The 17,624-nt window shown below is 36.2% G+C and carries 15 protein-coding genes; 13 read left to right on the top strand and 2 right to left on the bottom strand.

Annotated features, from left to right (window positions below):
- Positions 1-73: 73 nt before the first annotated feature.
- From hcp to BN1226_RS01735, 11 genes are all read left to right on the top strand, one after another.
- Complete coding sequence (hcp, locus tag BN1226_RS01685; RefSeq protein ID WP_044469712.1) at positions 74-1,729, top strand: hydroxylamine reductase; 1,656 nt, start codon at positions 74-76, stop codon at positions 1,727-1,729.
- Positions 1,730-1,803: 74 nt separating this feature from the next.
- Positions 1,804-2,829, top strand: coding sequence for an NADH oxidoreductase (gene hcr / locus BN1226_RS01690; RefSeq protein ID WP_044469713.1), 1,026 nt, complete (start codon positions 1,804-1,806; stop codon positions 2,827-2,829).
- Between the two features lie 480 nt (positions 2,830-3,309).
- Positions 3,310-4,866, top strand: coding sequence for an ammonia-forming nitrite reductase cytochrome c552 subunit (gene nrfA / locus BN1226_RS01695; protein WP_044469714.1), 1,557 nt, complete (start codon positions 3,310-3,312; stop codon positions 4,864-4,866).
- A 69-nt stretch (positions 4,867-4,935) separates the two neighbouring features.
- Positions 4,936-5,571, top strand: coding sequence for a cytochrome c nitrite reductase pentaheme subunit (gene nrfB / locus BN1226_RS01700; protein ID WP_044469715.1), 636 nt, complete (start codon positions 4,936-4,938; stop codon positions 5,569-5,571).
- A complete protein-coding gene (nrfC, locus tag BN1226_RS01705; protein ID WP_005761346.1) occupies positions 5,568-6,248 on the top strand; it encodes a cytochrome c nitrite reductase Fe-S protein in 681 nt (226 codons plus the stop codon). Before nrfB ends, nrfC begins: the two co-directional genes overlap by 4 nt.
- A complete protein-coding gene (gene nrfD, locus BN1226_RS01710) occupies positions 6,248-7,219 on the top strand; it encodes a cytochrome c nitrite reductase subunit NrfD (protein ID WP_044469716.1) in 972 nt (323 codons plus the stop codon). Before nrfC ends, nrfD begins: the two co-directional genes overlap by 1 nt.
- Before the next feature lie 75 nt (positions 7,220-7,294).
- Positions 7,295-9,208, top strand: coding sequence for a heme lyase NrfEFG subunit NrfE (gene nrfE / locus BN1226_RS01715; protein WP_044469717.1), 1,914 nt, complete (start codon positions 7,295-7,297; stop codon positions 9,206-9,208).
- The gene (locus BN1226_RS01720) at positions 9,205-9,735 is read left to right on the top strand and encodes a DsbE family thiol:disulfide interchange protein (protein ID WP_044469718.1); all 531 of its coding nucleotides are present in this window, start codon (positions 9,205-9,207) and stop codon (positions 9,733-9,735) included. The genes nrfE and BN1226_RS01720 overlap by 4 nt, the downstream gene beginning before the upstream one ends.
- Position 9,736: 1 nt before the next feature.
- Positions 9,737-10,207, top strand: a complete 471-nt coding sequence (nrfF, locus tag BN1226_RS01725) for a heme lyase NrfEFG subunit NrfF (RefSeq protein ID WP_044469719.1) — start codon at positions 9,737-9,739, stop codon at positions 10,205-10,207.
- Complete coding sequence (locus BN1226_RS01730) at positions 10,204-11,052, top strand: tetratricopeptide repeat protein (protein WP_044469720.1); 849 nt, start codon at positions 10,204-10,206, stop codon at positions 11,050-11,052. Before nrfF ends, BN1226_RS01730 begins: the two co-directional genes overlap by 4 nt.
- Positions 11,052-12,266 carry a BaiN/RdsA family NAD(P)/FAD-dependent oxidoreductase gene (locus BN1226_RS01735; RefSeq protein ID WP_044469721.1) on the top strand — a complete coding sequence of 405 codons (1,215 nt, stop codon included), beginning with the start codon at positions 11,052-11,054 and terminating at the stop codon, positions 12,264-12,266. The genes BN1226_RS01730 and BN1226_RS01735 overlap by 1 nt, the downstream gene beginning before the upstream one ends.
- A gap of 86 nt (positions 12,267-12,352) precedes the next feature.
- Here BN1226_RS01735 and sodA read toward each other — a convergent pair whose 3' ends face one another.
- Complete coding sequence (gene sodA / locus BN1226_RS01740) at positions 12,353-12,997, bottom strand: superoxide dismutase [Mn] (RefSeq protein WP_044469722.1); 645 nt, start codon at positions 12,995-12,997, stop codon at positions 12,353-12,355.
- Positions 12,998-13,148: 151 nt separating this feature from the next.
- On the bottom strand, positions 13,149-15,425 hold the full coding sequence (locus BN1226_RS01745; RefSeq protein WP_044469723.1) for an NADP-dependent malic enzyme: 2,277 nt from the start codon (positions 15,423-15,425) through the stop codon (positions 13,149-13,151).
- A gap of 248 nt (positions 15,426-15,673) precedes the next feature.
- On the opposite strand from BN1226_RS01745, the gene rsuA reads away from it, so the two are divergent.
- Positions 15,674-16,372: a 16S rRNA pseudouridine(516) synthase RsuA gene (gene rsuA, locus BN1226_RS01750; RefSeq protein WP_044469724.1), complete on the top strand. Its 699-nt coding sequence runs from the start codon at positions 15,674-15,676 to the stop codon at positions 16,370-16,372.
- 8 nt (positions 16,373-16,380) lie between these two features.
- Positions 16,381-17,583 (top strand): Bcr/CflA family multidrug efflux MFS transporter, encoded by a 1,203-nt coding sequence (locus BN1226_RS01755; RefSeq protein ID WP_275425075.1) that lies wholly within the window; start codon positions 16,381-16,383, stop codon positions 17,581-17,583.
- Positions 17,584-17,624: the final 41 nt, after the last annotated feature.

Raw genomic sequence — 17,624 nt, forward strand, 5'->3', positions numbered from 1 at the left:
ACTAAAATTCGCTCTAATTAAAGCTGACTAAATTAGTCGGATTATTTTTTATTTTTATTTAGGAGTGCGTTATATGTATTGCGTTCAATGTGAACAAACAATGGTAACACCAGTCGGCAATGGTTGTAGTTTTTCTCAAGGAATGTGCGGTAAAACTTCAGAAACTTCAGATTTACAAGATTTATTGATTGGTACTTTACACAGTTTATCTGCATGGGCATTAAAAGCTCGTGAATTTAACATTATTATTCATGAAGCTGATGCTTTTGCTCCTCGTGCCTTTTTCTCTACATTAACAAATGTAAATTTTGATTCAGTTCGTATTGTTGGCTATGCTCAACAAGCTTTAGTTTATCGTAACCAATTAATCCAAGCCGTTCGTAAAGTTTCCCCAAATGCTGATATTGATCACCCATTAGCACATTTGGAATTAAAAGGTATTTCTGTTAATCAACTTGCTGAACAAGCAAAAGAATTTGCATTAGATACTGACCGTGCAGAAATTGGAGAAGATGCACATGGTGTGCGTTTACTTTGCTTATATGGCTTAAAAGGTGCAGCAGCATACATGGAACATGCTTATGTACTAGATAAATTCGATAATGAAATTTATGCTGAATATCATGGTTTCATGTCATGGTTAGGTACTCAACCAAGCGATATTAATGAATTATTAGAAAAAGCCTTAGCGATTGGCTCAATGAATTTCAAAGTAATGGCATTGCTAGATGCGGGAGAAACAGAACATTTTGGTAACCCAGTGCCTGCTCAAGTTAATGTACGCCCTGTAGCGGGTAAATGTATTTTAATTTCAGGCCATGATTTAAAAGATTTAAAAGAATTATTAGAACAAACTGAAGGTAAAGGCATTAACGTTTATACACATGGTGAAATGCTACCTGCTCATGGTTATCCTGAACTTAAAAAATACAAACACTTAGTGGGTAACTTTGGTTCAGGCTGGCAGAATCAACAAAAAGAATTTGCTCGCTTCCCTGGTGCAATTGTAATGACATCTAATTGTTTAATCGATCCAAATGTCGGTGATTATGCAGATCGTATCTTTACTCGTAATATCGTGGGCTGGCCAGGCGTAACACATTTAGAAGATCATGATTTTTCTCAAGTGATTGAGAAAGCGTTAGCATGTGATGGTTTCCCATACACTGAATTAGAACACTTAATTACAGTGGGTTTTGGTCGTCAAACTTTAGTTGATGCATCAGATGCTGTGATTGATTTAGTGAAAGCTGGCAAATTAAGTCATGTATTTGTAATTGGTGGTTGTGATGGTGATAAAGAAGTACGCCATTATTATACAGATTTAGCATATGCTTTACCTCGTGATACTGCAGTATTAACTTTAGGTTGTGGTAAATACCGTTTCAACAAACTTGATTTTGGTACTATTGATGGTGGCTTGCCTCGTTTATTAGATGCAGGTCAATGTAATGATACTTACTCAGCAATCATGTTAGCAGTAACCTTATCTCAGAAATTAGGTATCGGCTTAAATGAACTACCATTGTCAATTGTTCTTTCTTGGTTTGAACAAAAAGCAATTATTGTGTTATTAACATTATTAGCTTTAGGTGTTCAAAATGTGTATTCAGGCCCAAGTAAACCAGCATTCTTAAGTGATAATGTAATGGCATTATTACATGAAAAATTTGGTTTAAGTGGTTTAACTACACCAGAACAAGATTTTGGACATATTATCAATAAATAATTTTTGTATTTTGAAAAGGAGTGAACTAGTTCACTCATGATTATCAAATACAAACTTAAGAAAGGACAATAAAAATGGCAAAAACAAATAAAAATCCATTGTGTATCAATGAATTACAAGTTCATTCAATTGTAAAAGAAGCGCCTGGTGTAACCACAATTAATTTAATTGCACAAGATTTCTATCCATATGAAGCGGGTCAATATGCATTGGTGAGTATTAAAAATACGCCACATATCACACGAGCATATTCACTTTCTTCTACGCCAGGTCAAAGCCGTTTTGTTACTATTACGGTTCGTGAAATAGAGAATGGAGTAGGTTCTACTTGGTTAAATAATGAAGTTAAAGTAGGCGATCAAGTATGGTTTTCAAACCCAATGGGAGAATTTTCTTGTCAACACGTGATTGCTAATAACTATTTGTTAGTCGGTGCAGGCAGTGGTGTAACGCCGATTATGTCAATGGCTCGCTGGTTATTAAAAAATCGCCCAGAAACTAATGTTACCGTTATTCATAGTGTTCATTCTCCTGAAGATGTCATTTTCAAACAAGAATGGGCTGAATTAAAAGCACAATTCCCTCGTTTAAATTTAGTGATGAATGCTTCTGTTGATGCAACAGCAGGTTTTGAATCGGGCCGTATCAGCAAAGAAATGATTGCTAAAGCTGTTCCTAATATTGCGGATTATACCGTGATGACTTGTGGACCAGAAAGTTATATGAATGCATTAAAAGATATCGTTTTATCTTTAGGTGTAACAGAAGATCGTTTCTTTACTGAAGCCTTCTTTAATACTGCGCTGGCAGGTGATATTAGTTCAGATAAGAAAACCACATTAACCATCAATGGTGTAAATAAAGTGACTGCTGAAGTGCCCGTTGGTATGACATTATTAGCCGCACTTGAATCGCAACAACAACCTGTTATTTCTGGTTGTCGCACAGGTTTATGCGGTCTATGCAAAACGAAAGTCACTAGTGGCGATTATGAAGTGGTTAATTATGGTGATTTAACACCAGAAGAAATTGCACAAGGTTATGTTTTAGCTTGTAGCTGTCGAGTAAAAGAGAATGTTTCAGTAGAAATAGCCTCATAATCGGGTGGTCGTTTTTAAGTTAAAATTTATTTCTTGATGAGACAAAGTGCGGTGGAAATTTTCAAAAATTTCTACCGCACTTTTTTGTTCTTGAAATGTAGCAAATAACCCAACATACCTATTTATAGGTATGTTAATTATGCTATATAGCTATACATACCATAAAATGGTTAAGTTAATGAAATATAAGCTATTTATAACTACTCACAATGGGGTATGTGTGTATAAAGAAAATCTAAAATATCAGTTAATCTTGAAAAATATTGATCAAAAACAATAAAAAGTGATTTAACCATGAAAAAAACATGTGATTCTGTTATTTTTAGCCTTGAGAAAATCTCTTTTTTATTAGTTATCGTATTGTTTTTAGTGATAAAAATTCTCATTTTCAAAACCATGGGGTAATTAATAGAACAGTATAAATTTATATATAAATTTTTTAACCTTGGTTAAACCTTTAATGGAGTAATTATCGTGAACATGCTCATAAAAACGCTATCTTCTTTAGCGATTGCTAGCTTAGGTTTCGCAATGACACAATCTGCCGCAGCAGAGGAAAAAGTTGCGACTCATCAACAGGCACAGCAATTGGAACAACCTCTTCCTCCGGCATCTGCAAAACATGCACCGACAAAAGAAGAGTTAACAAAACCTAATCCAAATTTGAAAATTGAAGCAGCAAATGAGAAGTTTGCTAAAGATTTTCCTCGTCAATATAACTCTTGGGCAAGTACCTCTAAACAAACTGAATTTCATCCAGAAGTTGAAGAGGATCCTCGTATGATTGTCATGTGGGGTGGCTATGCATTTGCGAAAGAATTTAATTCTCCACGTGGTCACGTTTATGCGGTAACTGACGTGCGTAATATTTTACGTACAGGTGCGCCTAAAGATGCAAATGGCGGTCCACAACCAATGGCATGTTGGACATGTAAAGGCCCTGATGTTCCTCGCTTAATTGCTGAATGGGGTGAAGAAGGTTACTTTTCTGGTAAATGGGCAAAAGGTGGTGCTGAAGTGGTAAATAGCATCGGTTGTGCAGACTGTCACGATACGACATCTCAAGATTTTAAAGAAGGTAAACCTGCATTACGTATTTCACGTCCACATGTTTTACGTGCGTTAGATCTTGAATCTGTAGGAAAAACCTTTGCAAGTTCTGATCGTACGGATCAACGTGCTGCGGTTTGTGCGAACTGTCACGTTGAATATTATTTCGACAAAACCACTGGTGCAAATAATGTGGTATTCCCTTGGTATAAAGGTCGTGACGTAGATAGCATCGAAAAATATTATGATGAAATTGAGTTTAAAGACTGGGAACACTCTATTTCTAAAGCGCCAATGTTAAAAGCACAACACCCTGACTTTGAAGCTTGGTCAATGGGTACCCACGGTAAAAATGGTGTGACTTGTATTGACTGTCATATGGCGAAAAAACAAGACAAAGACGGTAAAGTATATACAGATCACCAAGTTGTAGGTAATCCAGCAACAGATAATTTTGAAAATACTTGTGCTCGTTGTCATGATCAAAGTAAAGAAACCTTGGTTAAAACTGTTGAACAACATAAAAAAGATGTAAAAGAAGTGATGCTTAAATTGGAAGATCAAATTGTTAAAGCACACTTTGAAGCGAAAGCAGCATGGGATGCAGGTGCAACTAAAGATGAAATGAAAGATGCTTTAAAAGCAATTCGTCATGCTCAATGGCGTTGGGATTATTCTGCAGCAAGCCATGGTATGCACATTCATGCACCAGACGTTGCGTTAAAAGTGATTGCTAGTGGTTTAGACCGTGCAGCAGATGCTCGTGCTAAATTAGCGGTGATTCTAGCTAAACATAATGTTCAACAACCAATTCAATACCCAGATATTTCAACTGCTGAAAAAGCATGGAAAGTGATGGGCATTGATATTGAAAAAGAACGTAAAGATAAAGAAGAGTTCATTAAAACTGTGATTCCTGAATGGAATAAAGAAGCGATCAGTAAAGGTTTAATCTTAACTGCGCCACCAACAACACCTGCAAAATAATGAAAAAAGCGACCGCACTTTCTTTGCTTAAGGTGCGGTAACTTAAATCAAACAATTAAGGTAAATAACATGAACTCTGTATTGAAAAAATTTGCAAAACTCTCAACATTGTTTGGAGTGATGCTATTTGTGACAACAGTTCAAGCTGAACAGGCGAAAACTGAAGCACAGAAAGAGTCTCCAGTGGCATCTTTTGAGCAAAAATTGGATAATGTGCGTGATCCTAATCAGTATTGTGCACAATGTCACAACCTTGATACTGCAAAAGACCAAGCCGTAGGGACAAACCATGCGGGTAAATTCCATGGTACACATTTAACAAAAGAAAATCCTGCAACAGGTAAGCCTATTACTTGCGTAAGTTGTCACGGTAATATATCTGAAAATCATCGTCGTGGTGCTAAAGATGTCATGCGTTTTGAAAGTGATATTTTCACTACTGAAAAACCGATGTATTCAGTACAAGAACAAAACCAAGTTTGTTACTCTTGCCATAAACCTGAAGTGTTACGTGAAAAACTTTGGGCTCATGATGTTCATGCGATGAAAGCACCTTGTGCAAGCTGCCACACATTACATCCTGAAAAAGATGCAATGAAAGACATTGAGCCTAAACAACGTGTAAAACTTTGTGTTGACTGTCATGGTGAACAACAAAAACGTAAAGCAGAACAAACTGCAACCGAACAAAAGGATAAGAAATGACAGCCTGCTCACGCCGAAACTTTGTTTCCGGAATGGGTGCGTTAATCCTCACAACGGGAACATCAGTTAAATTATCGGCACAAGGTGAAAAACCGACAGAGATAGCCCCTAAACGCTATGCAATGGTACATGATGAAACCTCATGTATTGGTTGTACGGCTTGTATGGATGCTTGTCGCGAAGTAAACCAAGTGCCAGAAGGTGTTTCTCGTTTGGAAATTCTTCGTAGTGAACCTTATGGTGAATTTCCGAACCAGGAATATGAATTTTTCCGTCAATCATGTCAACATTGTACCAATGCGCCTTGTGTATCAGTTTGTCCGACAGGGGCTTCGTTTATTGATCCTGAAACAGGCATTGTTGATGTTAATAAAGATTTATGTGTCGGTTGTCAATATTGTGTTGCGGTATGCCCTTATCGTGTACGTTTTATTCATCCAATACATAAAACAGCAGATAAATGTAACTTCTGTCGTGATACTAATCTTGCTAAAGGTAAACAACCTGCTTGCGTGGAAGCTTGTCCAACAAAAGCATTAACTTTTGGTGATATGAATGATCCAACAAGTGCGGTTGCGAAAAAAGTAAGAAATAATCCAGTTTATCGGACAAAAGTAGCCTTAGGTACAGAACCTAATCTTTACCATATCCCATTTGCAAGAGGAGAGCATAGATAATGAGTACATTAGAATATCCTGTGCCTTTCCATACACCTGATCTTGTATGGGACTCAAGTATTGCGATTTATTTATTTTTACTTGGTATTTCTTCTGGTGCAGTGCAATTAGCCATTGCTTACCGTCGTAGTAATAAGCTTGAGAAACCTAGTCAAAATTGGATTATTCGTAGTGCGGCAGTGCTGGGAACGGTTCCCACTCTAATCGGGTTAACCTTATTGATTTTTCATTTGGCAAGACCTTGGACATTCTGGAAATTGATGTTTAATTATCAATTTAATTCTGTAATGTCGATGGGGGTTATGCTGTTCCAAGTTTACATGTTATTCATGGTGATTTGGATCGCAGTCTTGTTTAAACAGGAAATTGATGAGCTAATTAAGAAATATGTGCCTAAGTTGCAATTTGTCAGCAATATAATCACTATGTGTGAACGCATTTTTGGAGCAGCAGAAGTTATCTTATTTATTTTGGCTGCTGTATTAGGTGCTTATACAGGTTTCTTATTGTCAGCATTGATTAGTTACCCAATGTTGAATAACCCCGTTTTACCTGCGTTATTCTTAGCATCAGGGACTTCTTCAGGTATTGCTGCCACTTTCTTATGCATCTTATTGGCAGGTAAGCTAAAAGGCGATAGCCATGAAGTTCACTTTATGCATAAATTTGAAGTACCAATTATGGTGACTGAATTAGGATTAATTGTGTGCTTCTTTGTTGGTCTACATTTTGGTGGTGGACAAAAGGTAGTTGCCTTACACAATGCGTTATCTGGTTTCTGGGGGGCTGTATTCTGGATCGGCATTATGCTGATTGGTATTATGATTCCTCTGATTGCAAATTTATTTGCCAGTGATAAGTGGAAGTACAATGCGAAATTCATCATTTTGGTTTCTATTTTTGACTTAATTGGTGTCCTTTGCTTGCGTTACTTTATTTTATACGCAGGACAACTAACCATCGCAATGTAAGTTAACTTTTTGTAAAATAAGGGCGTATTTTTATACGCCTTTTATTTTTATTCACATTTATTTAATTAGATTATGATGATTCCAGAGCTTGGCTTTATTGCATTGTTGATAGCAGTGCTTGTTTCTTTCTTATTAGCCTTTGTGCCTTTATGGGGTATTGTTAAAGGTAAATCTCATGTGATTAGCTATGCTTGGAATTTTAGCTATCTGTTAGGGATTTTTAGTAGTCTATCAATTGGTTTATTAGCCTATTCTTTTGGTGTAGATGATTTCTCATTAGAGTATGTGAGTGCTCATTCTAATTCTCAACTCCCTTTATTTTTTAAATTAGCGGCAACTTGGGGAGGGCATGAAGGTTCAATGTTATTTTGGCTATTTTGTTTAGCTTTATGGACCGCACTATTTGCTTTCTTTAGCCGTAAAATTGATCCTATATTTTCTGCTCGAGCCTTATCTATTCTCGGATTTATTTGTTTAGGAATTGGCATTTTTATTTTATTTTTCTCAAATTCCTTTATTCGTCAATTTCCATTACCTCCCGAAGGTCGCGATCTCAACCCTATGCTACAAGATATTGGTTTGATTATTCATCCACCCTTATTATATCTTGGTTATGTGGGTTTTGCGGTTAACTTTGCGATGACAGTTTCTGCAATGTTAAGTGGACATTTAGATGCGGCTATTGCACGTTGGACAAGACCATGGGTATTAGTTTCTTGGCTATTTCTCACTTTGGGCATTATGGTAGGAGCTTGGTGGGCTTATTATGAACTCGGTTGGGGAGGCTGGTGGTTTTGGGATCCTATAGAAAATGCTTCCTTAATGCCTTGGTTATTAGGGCTTTCTTTATTACATAGCTTAGTGGTTACCGAACAACGGGGTATTTTCAATTATTGGACAATTCTGTTTTCACTTTTTGCATTTTCATTTAGCTTACTTGGTACCTTTGTTGTACGTTCTGGTGTTTTGACATCCGTGCATGCTTTTGCGGTAGATGGTGAACGAGGAACTGTATTATTGCTATTATTCTTCATTTTAATGGCGGTAGCATTAACGATTTTTGCGTTAAAAGTAGATCTCAAACAAAGTGCGGTAAGATTTTCAATTTTTTCTAAAGAAAGCCTATTGTTGTTAGCCAATATGATTTTTACTATTGCAACAGTGAGTGTGTTCTTAGGAACATTTTATCCAATGGTCTTTTCAGCGATGGGATGGGGATCCATTTCTGTCGGTGCACCTTACTTTAATAGCATTTTTGTTCCTTTGTTAGTCATTATTCTTTTGGCGATGGTATTGGTGTTAGTCACTAAATGGCAAAAAGCCAATTCTGCTTTATTAATCAAGAAATTAGCATTAATTATTCCTGCATTAAGTTGTGCTTTTGTAGTGATTTATTTCACCATACAACAAGATGAAAGTTTAAAATTCCATATATTTGCTTTTGTTATTCTAAGTTTAGCTATTTGGTTACTGATGGCAACATTATGGACTAATTGGCTGAAAATTTCAGTGCCGCAATTAGCTATGGTCTTAGCTCATTGCGGCGTGGCATTGGCAGTCATTGGTGCAGTAATGTCGAGTTATTTCGGCAGTGAAATTGGTGTACGTTTAGCACCAAATCAAAGTAAAGTGTTAAATGGTTATGAATTCCGTTATTTGGGATTTAGTAATGAATTAGGACCAAACTTTACTTCAGAGCAAGCTCATTTTGAGATTTATCAAGATGGTCATAAAGTGACAGAATTATTCCCTGAACGTCGTTATTATGAAGTGAGAACTATGAATATGTCTGAAGTGGGAATTCAATGGGGAATTTTAGGGGATATTTATATTGTCATGGGCGATAAATTAGGCCCTGGCGAGTTTAGTTTCCGTTTACATTATAAACCTTTTATTCGTTGGTTATGGCTTGGTGGAATTCTCATGGCATTAGGTGCATTATTAGGCACAATTGGGGTACGTTATAAAAAGCCTAAGGAAATAATATGAAAAAGAAAGCAATTTTATTTTTACCATTAATTTTATTATTAGGGATATGCATATTTCTCAGTATGGGGCTAAAACAAGATCCTAAGAAAATTGCCTCTGCATTAATTGGAAAGCCAGTCCCAGAATTTTTTCAAGCGGACTTACTCGACATTAATCATATTATTAACAATAAAAGCTTACCTAAACAGCCTTTTCTTTTGAATGTATGGGGAAGTTGGTGCTATTACTGCATGCAAGAACACCCATTTTTAATGGAATTATCTGCTCAACATATTCCGATTGTAGGCATTAATTATCGTGATCAAAAACAAGGCGCGTTAGAAATGCTCACCAGAAAAGGCAATCCTTTTATCATGAATATTGATGATAGTCGTGGTGAATTAGCCATGAAGTTGGGAGTTGATGGTGCACCTGAAACTTATCTCATAGATGAAAATGGTGTCATTCGTTATCGTTATTCTGGTGCTTTTAATAAAAAAATTTGGGAACAAGAGATTCAGCCTGAATTTAATAAATTGATACAATAATATGAAAAAATTACTATTACTAGGATTGGTTTTATTTGCCTTTTGTGTTCGTGCAGAAATGGTAGATACCTATGAATTTAAAAATGTTGAAGATCGTACCCGTGCAGTCACTTTAGCGAAATCTTTACGCTGCCCACAATGCCAGAATCAGAATTTGGTAGAATCCAACTCGCCGATTGCTTATGACTTACGTATTGAAGTTTATAAAATGGTAGATGAGGGTAAATCAAATCAACAAATTATAGATGTGATGACCTCAAGATTTGGTAATTTTGTACTTTATCAACCACCTTTTGAATTAAATACCGCACTACTTTGGCTGATTCCTGTTGGTTTAATCTTACTCGCTTTACTATTAGGTTGGCGTTATGTAGTAAGAAGAGCCAAAATTCGTGAAATTCCTACCGCACTTAATGCAGAGCAACAGCAAGCATTGAATGACTTATTAGCAAAAGGAAAAGAGAGAGAATGACAGGTTTTATTATTGGACTTATTTGTTTTGCTCTTATTAGTTTAATCTTATGTATCCACTTTACTAAAAAAGTGCAATGGCAGAAAAATTATCGTCAGCAACAAAATATTGCCCTTTATCAGCAACAGCTTAGTTCAAAGCCTGATCCCGCATTAGCTAAAGAATTCGCTGAACGTTTATTATTGGATGAACAACAAAGTGAGTCTGCACTTGCCATCAAAAGTGCGGTAGGATTTTCAAAAAAATTGTCTATTGGGCTATGGGCTATTTTAGTTATCATTCCACTGACTTATTATTTTTCACTTAATAGATTTGATGCCGCCCAAGATGGACAAAAAGCTTTTGCAGAAAAACAAACACAGTTAGCAACAGTTAGTGCAGAAGATAAAAATATGGATTATGTGATTTCTATTCAAAATCGTTTACGTAAAGATCCAAATAATGTTCAAGATTGGGTGGAATTAGGACAAGCCTATATGCTCAGTAATGATTATCAGCACGCAATTGTTGCTTATAGTAATGCTGAAAAAATTGAGGGGAGTAAACCTTATATTTTAGGGCTAGCGGCGACTACTTTATATTATCAAGCAGGCCAAAAGATTACTCCACAAGTGCAAGAGATTATAAACCTCGCTCTGACAGAGGATCCTAAAGAAGCCTCGAGCCTCTCTTTGCTAGCTTCAGATGCTTTTATAAAAAATGATTTTAAAACTGCTTTAGATTATTGGCAGCGGCTGTTAGATACTGAGCAAAGTTCAGTAGATCGTCGAGAGATCATTAAGAATATGAATATGGCAAGAATGTTAGAGAATAGTAAAATTCAACGTTCAGGAGCAAATGAATAATGGCAAATTATGCTGATGTCGTTGTGATTGGTGCAGGTGCAGCAGGACTGTTTTGTGCAAGTCAAATTGCTAAACAAGGTAAGTCTGTGACCATTTTAGATAATGGTAAAAAAATTGCTCGTAAGATTCTTATGTCTGGCGGTGGTTTTTGTAATTTCACTAATTTGGAAGTGAGCGCTCAACATTATCTTTCTCATAATCCACATTTTGTTAAATCTGCCTTGGCACGTTTTACCCAATGGGATTTTATTGCTATGGTAGCAGAATATGGTATTGCCTATCATGAAAAGGAACTGGGCCAGCTATTTTGTGATGAAGGTGCTGAGCAGATTGTCAATATGTTACAAGCAGAATGTGATAAATATCATGTGAATATTCAATTACGTCAGCATATAGATTCGGTAGCGTCTTTTTATTCAGTTGACAAAAGTGCGGTACGTTTTCAAATAATTTCTAATGCTCAAACTTGGCATTGCCATTCATTAGTGGTGGCAACGGGTGGATTATCAATGCCAGCCTTAGGTGCTTCCGCTTTGGGGTATCAGCTTGCAGAACAGTTTGGTATGAATGTTATTGCACCGAGAGCGAGCTTAGTTCCCTTTACTTATTTAGAAATTGATAAAATTTATACCACACTTTCTGGCATCGCATTACCTATCAAGGCAACTGCGCGCTCTGGACAATCTTTCATTAACAATATGTTGTTTACTCATCGTGGTATTTCAGGGCCTGCCATTCTACAAATCTCTAATTATTGGCAACCGAATGAGCCTATAGAAATTGATTTATCTCCTCATCAAAACGTTATGGAATTGATTCAACAGTTACGAATAGATTCACCTAAATTACAGCTTAAAACCGTGTTAACACGATTATTACCGAAAAAACTGGTAGAACTATGGCTTGAACAAAACTTTTTTCAAGACGAAGTGTTGGGGAATTTAACCAAAGTGCGGTTACAAAAAATCGAAAATCTGATTCACCATTGGCAATTCCAGCCTAATGGTACTGAAGGTTATCGTACAGCAGAAATTACTATGGGTGGTGTGGATACTAAACAAGTGTCTTCAAAAACCATGGAAAGTAATACTATGGCTGGTTTGTACTTTATCGGGGAAGTGCTAGATGTAGCTGGATGGCTTGGTGGTTATAATTTTCAATGGGCTTGGAGTTCTGCTTATGTGTGCGCCCAACATATTGGAAAACGTGAGTAAAAAAATTTGCACCCCAATTTTTGAATTGATCTTCAAATTTTAAGGTGCAAATTAATTTATAAGGTACTTTTTATGAGATGATTAACTTATTTCATTTCTGCTAATTTTTTCTCAAAGCGTTCTGCTGCGAAATCCCAGTTTACAACATTCCAGAATTCTTTAATGTAGTCTGGACGACGGTTTTGGAATTTTAAGTAATAAGCATGTTCCCAAACGTCTAAAGCAATTAGAGGGAATCCTTCACAACCAGCAATTGCTTTGCCCATTAATGGTGAATCTTGGTTAGCTGTTGAAACAACGGCTAATTTGCCATCATTTTGAACGACTAACCATGCCCAGCCTGAACCAAAACGTGTTGCAGCTGCTTTTTCAAATGTTGTTTGAAAGGCTTCAACTGAACCAAAGTCACGAATGATAGCTTCTTTTAATGCACCTTTTAATGTTGTGCCTTTTTTCAAACCTTTCCAAAATAATGTGTGATTCGCATGGCCACCAACGTTATTACGTACAGCGGTTAAATTTTGTGGTGCAACTTTATCTAGATTTTTTAGAACATTGCCAGGACAACCTGTAGCAAATTCAGCTAATTCTGGGGCATTTTCTAATGCAGCATTTGCATTATTTACGTAAGTTTGGTGATGTTTGCTATGATGGATTTCCATAGTTAATGCATCAAAATGGGGTTCTAATGCATCATATGTATAACCTAATTCTGGTAGAGTATAAGGCATAACAAGCTCCTTTTTTATAAAGTAAGTGAATAAATCGGAATCATTTTAACAATAAATTTGATTAAGATCATTAAAAATACAAATTTTTAACAAAAAAATAGCTTATGTGAATATTGGGTCAACATAAGCTATTTAGAGGATTAGCTATTAATTATTTTACGTTTTGTGCTTTAACTGCAGCAATAGCCACCATATTAATGATACGACGTACAGAACTCTTAGAGGTTAAAATATGAGCTGGTTTATTGAAGCCCATTAAGATTGGTCCAATGGTGATTGGCGTTGCAGTGCCTTGTAATAGATTTAAGCTAATACGAGCGGATTCCATATTTGGCATAACCAGTAAGTTTGCAGAACCTTTGATTGGACTATCAGGCATAAATGAATCACGGAGATCGGCATTTAATGCTAGATCAGCGTGCATTTCGCCATCAATAATTAAGTTAGGTGCTTTAGCTTTTACCAGTTCTAAAACTTTACGCATTTTAGCCGCACTTTCATTATTAGCAGAGCCATAGTTTGAATGAGAAATTAATGCTATTTGAGGTTCAATACCAAATGCACGTACTTCATCTGCTGCCATCAAGGTAATTTCAGCTAATTCTTCCGCATTTGGATTTTCATTAACGAACGTATCTGTAATAAATAAGTTACCACTACGTAATACTACACCATTAACGGTTGCTGGGGTGGCTACATTAGCTTTTATACCAATGACTTCTTTTAATAATGATAGGTTAGAACTGTAAGTACCGACTAAACCACACAACATCGCATCCGCATAGCCTAATTCTAATAATGCTGAACCGATGGCTGTACTATTAGTTAACATGCGGCGTTTTGCCATTGCTTCAGTGACGCCATTACGTTTAAGGTTGTTGTGATATAAGCTCCAGCATTTGTTGTAGATTTCTTCATCGTTTGTATTTAATACTTCGAAATCTTTACCTACTGCAATTTTTAAACCTAGTTTTTTGATATTAGCTTCAATCACATCTTTGCGACCTAGTAATACAGGGTTTGCAATACCTAATGTAGTAATTTCTTGTACCGCATGTAATATGCGAGTCTCTTCACCATCAGTTAATAAAACTCGTTTTTTATCTTTTTTAGCTTGATCAAAAACAGGTTTCATAAATAAATTGGTTTTATAAACAAATTGTGTCAATTTTTCGATATAAGCATCAAAGTCAGTAATTGGACGAGTTGCTACGCCACTGTCCATTGCCGCTTTTGCAACTGCTGGTGCAATACGTACAATTAAACGCGGGTCAAAAGGTTTAGGAATAATATATTCAGGGCCAAAGGTTATTTCTGAGCTATCGCCATAAGCTGATGTGACAACTTCGCTTTGTTCTGCTAATGCCAAATCCGCAATAGCTCGTACGGTAGCCATTTTCATTTCTTCATTAATTGTTGTAGCACCGACATCTAATGCACCACGGAAAATAAATGGGAAACAAAGCACATTATTAACTTGATTTGGGAAGTCTGAACGACCTGTACAAACAATAGCATCTGGGCGAACGGCTTTTGCTTCTATTGGGGTAATTTCTGGATTAGGATTTGCTAGTGCAAGAATTAATGGGTTTGGCCCCATGGTTTTTACCATATCTTGAGTTAATGCCCCTGCTGCTGAACAGCCTAAGAAAATGTCGGCATCTTTTACAGCATCAGCTAGATTTCTCCAGCCATTATCTTTAATTGCATAGCGTTTTTTCGTTTCATCCATTTTGTCATCACGATTGAGGTAAATAACTCCTTTTGAGTCGCATACCGTGATGTTTTCCTTTTTCATACCAAGAGAAACTAATAAATTTAAACAGGCAATTGCTGCCGCTCCTGCACCTGAAGCAACTAAACGAACATCTTCAATTTTTTTATTAACAATACGTAAACCGTTTAATACTGCAGCTGAGCTGATAATAGCAGTACCATGTTGATCATCATGGAATACAGGAATATTACAGCGTTCACGTAATTTTTGTTCAATATAAAAACATTCTGGTGCTTTAATATCTTCAAGGTTGATACCACCAAAGGTAGGTTCTAATGCAGCGATAATTTCAACTAGTTTTTCTGGATCTTTTTCATTGATTTCAATATCAAATACGTCTACACCTGCAAATTTTTTGAAAAGAACACCTTTTCCCTCCATGACAGGTTTACCTGCAAGTGCACCAATATTACCTAATCCTAATACAGCTGTACCATTTGAGATAACGGCGACAAGATTTCCTTTAGCTGTATATTTATAAGCATCCATCGGCTCATCTTTAATGGCTAAACAAGGTTCTGCGACACCAGGTGAATAAGCCAATGCGAGATCTCGTTGTGTTGCTAATGATTTTGTTGGTGTGACTTCAATTTTACCAGGTACAGGAAATTGGTGAAAATCTAGAGCGGTTTGTCGTAGTTGTTTGTCCATAACTATCCTCTTTTATAGAAATGCATAAAATAGTTTACTAAGATACTCGGATTAAGTATTAATCTTTCGATTATACACATAATTAAATTAAAAACTGTGATAAAGTCCAAGTTTTTACATATTTTTTACAAAATTAATTAGAATCTAACCGCACTTTATTTTGTGCAATTTTTGATAACAGGCTAGAATAATAAAATGATTCATTGATTTGAATATACATTTGTTAAAGAAAATAAGTTGAGAGTTTTATGAGATTAGATAAATTCCTTGCTGAAACCACAGGTTTGACACGTTCACAGTCGACAAAAGCACTTCGCCAGCATCGAGTTAAGGTAAATGGTGAGAAAGTAAAAAGTGGTGCGATTCAAGTGAGTTCTGAAGACCAAATTTATTTTGATGATCAGCTATTAGAGTGGATAGAAGATGGTATTTATTTAATGTTTAATAAGCCACAGGGTTATGTGTGTGCAAATGAGGATGGAGAATATCCTACTATCTATCAATTTTTTGATTATTCCATAGCAAATAAATTACATAGTGCTGGGCGTTTAGATGTAGATACAACAGGGTTAATTTTATTAACTGATGATGGTCAATGGTCACATCGAATTACCTCACCTAAACATCATTGTGAGAAAACTTATTTTGTCACACTGGCAGATCCTGTAGAAAATAATTATCGGGAAGCTTGTGAACAAGGAATTATGTTACGTGGTGAGTTAGAGCCGACCAAACCAGCGAAATTAGAGATTATTGATGACTATCATGTGAATTTGACAATTAGTGAGGGACGGTATCACCAAGTCAAACGAATGTTTGCAGCGTTGGGAAATAAAGTGATTGGCTTACATCGTTGGAAAATTGGCGAGATTGAGTTAGATCAAAATTTAGCTGAAGGTGAATTTCGTATTCTTACAACAGACGAGATTACTAGTTTTAATAAATAGGATATATTTTGCAACAATCTAATATTATTCGTGCTAATTGGGTATTTGTTATGACCCTAGGAATACTATCAATGCTACCTCCTCTTGGTGTTGATATGTATTTACCCTCTTTTTTGAATATTGCTCAGGATCTTAGTGTCGATCCTGAACAGGTTCAGTATACACTCACCTTTTTTACTTTAGGAATGGCTATTGGGCAACTATTTTGGGGACCTGTAGGCGATAGTTATGGGCGTAAGCCTATTATTCTCTTAGGCGTTATGGTTGGTGCAATTGCGGCATTTATGTTAACAGGTGTTGAATCTATTACGCATTTTACAACATTACGTTTTTTACAAGGCTTCTTTGGTTCCGCCCCTGTTGTTTTGGTAGGTGCATTATTAAGAGATTTATTTGACAAAGAAGAATTGTCGAGAATGATGTCTATGATCATTTTAGTCGTGATGATTGCTCCACTGGTTGCTCCTATTATTGGTGGGTATATTGTTTCTTATTTTCACTGGCATAGTATTTTTTATGTGATTGGATTTATGGGAATAATTAGTGCATTACTGGTGTTTTTTATTATTCCTGAAACACACAAAAAAGAAAATCGTATTCCCTTGCGGCTGAATGTGGTAATGCGTAATTTTGTTACACTGTGGAAACATAAAGAAGTGTTAGGATATATGTTTTCATCGGGGCTTGGTTTTGGAGGGCTTTTTTCTTTCTTAACCGCAGGTTCAATTGTATATATTGGACTTTATGGTGTTCCTGTAGATCAATTTGGTTATTTTTTCATGATTAATATTGGCATTATGACTTTAGGGTCTTTTATTAATGGAAGAATTGTTCACCGCGTAGGTGCGGAACGTATGATGCAATTGGGGTTAATTATACAATTTATTGCAGGATGGTGGCTGATTTTGGTTGCGGTATTTGATCTTGGCTTTTGGCCAATGGCAATTGGCGTGGCGGTTTTTGTTGGACAAAATTCCTTGATTTCATCGAATGCCATGGCTTCTATTTTAGAAAAATTCCCAACAATGGCGGGTACGGCTAATTCTGTAGCAGGAAGTGTACGTTTTGGGTTAGGGGCATTAATTGGTTCTTTAGTTGCCTTGATGAAAATGGATACCGCAGCACCGATGTTATTTACCATGGGGGGCTGTGTAACAGGAGCTGTTATTTGTTACTATTTTCTGACTTATCGAACACTTAATGCACAATAAGTTTATTGCTCCAAAATGAAGATAAGTTTGCTTGGAGTTTA

The organism is Mannheimia massilioguelmaensis (genome assembly GCF_000940515.1).
In the GTDB taxonomy this organism is placed as follows: Bacteria; Pseudomonadota; Gammaproteobacteria; order Enterobacterales; family Pasteurellaceae; genus Basfia; species Basfia bettyae.

Bases quoted from the DNA above. Each gene is read 5' to 3' on its own strand.
- hcp (WP_044469712.1), top strand. From the start codon at position 74: ATGTATTGCGTTCAATGTGAACAAACAATGGTAACACCAGTCGGCAAT.
- hcr (WP_044469713.1), top strand. From the start codon at position 1,804: ATGGCAAAAACAAATAAAAATCCATTGTGTATCAATGAATTACAAGTT.
- nrfA (WP_044469714.1), top strand. From the start codon at position 3,310: ATGCTCATAAAAACGCTATCTTCTTTAGCGATTGCTAGCTTAGGTTTC.
- nrfB (WP_044469715.1), top strand. From the start codon at position 4,936: ATGAACTCTGTATTGAAAAAATTTGCAAAACTCTCAACATTGTTTGGA.
- nrfC (WP_005761346.1), top strand. From the start codon at position 5,568: ATGACAGCCTGCTCACGCCGAAACTTTGTTTCCGGAATGGGTGCGTTA.
- nrfD (WP_044469716.1), top strand. From the start codon at position 6,248: ATGAGTACATTAGAATATCCTGTGCCTTTCCATACACCTGATCTTGTA.
- nrfE (WP_044469717.1), top strand. From the start codon at position 7,295: ATGATTCCAGAGCTTGGCTTTATTGCATTGTTGATAGCAGTGCTTGTT.
- BN1226_RS01720 (WP_044469718.1), top strand. From the start codon at position 9,205: ATGAAAAAGAAAGCAATTTTATTTTTACCATTAATTTTATTATTAGGG.
- nrfF (WP_044469719.1), top strand. From the start codon at position 9,737: ATGAAAAAATTACTATTACTAGGATTGGTTTTATTTGCCTTTTGTGTT.
- BN1226_RS01730 (WP_044469720.1), top strand. From the start codon at position 10,204: ATGACAGGTTTTATTATTGGACTTATTTGTTTTGCTCTTATTAGTTTA.
- BN1226_RS01735 (WP_044469721.1), top strand. From the start codon at position 11,052: ATGGCAAATTATGCTGATGTCGTTGTGATTGGTGCAGGTGCAGCAGGA.
- sodA (WP_044469722.1), bottom strand. From the start codon at position 12,997: ATGCCTTATACTCTACCAGAATTAGGTTATACATATGATGCATTAGAA.
- BN1226_RS01745 (WP_044469723.1), bottom strand. From the start codon at position 15,425: ATGGACAAACAACTACGACAAACCGCTCTAGATTTTCACCAATTTCCT.
- rsuA (WP_044469724.1), top strand. From the start codon at position 15,674: ATGAGATTAGATAAATTCCTTGCTGAAACCACAGGTTTGACACGTTCA.